This window comes from Janthinobacterium sp. FT14W (assembly GCF_009208755.1).
GTDB classification, from domain to species: Bacteria; Pseudomonadota; Gammaproteobacteria; order Burkholderiales; family Burkholderiaceae_D; genus Janthinobacterium; species Janthinobacterium violaceinigrum.
This window is the reverse complement of record NZ_WFLL01000201.1, coordinates 1-202: the sequence shown is the minus strand read 5'-3', so window position 1 is coordinate 202 and position 202 is coordinate 1. Positions and strand designations below refer to the sequence as shown.

The following is a 202-nucleotide window of genomic DNA, read 5'->3' as shown; positions in this document are numbered from 1 at the left end:
TGTTGCCTAGGCTTGCCGTCAAGTCGATGCTGGCGGCGCTGGTCTGGCTGTGGCCCAGGTCCACCTCCGCGCCCGTCAGGCTGGCGTGGCCCGCCGCCAGGTTCTGCCCGCTGGCCGTGATTCCTTGCGTGGTCGTCAGGGTCAGGTCGCCGCTGGCGCCCAGGCTGCCGTCGGCCTTGACACCGGCGCCCAGCAGGCTTTG

General features: G+C 71.3%; 1 protein-coding gene. It reads right to left on the bottom strand.

The genetic code is table 11. The annotated features are described in order from the left end of the window. Window positions 1-202, bottom strand: a 202-nt coding sequence (locus GCN74_RS29120; protein ID WP_193317323.1) for a hypothetical protein, incomplete at both ends; no start/stop codon positions are given.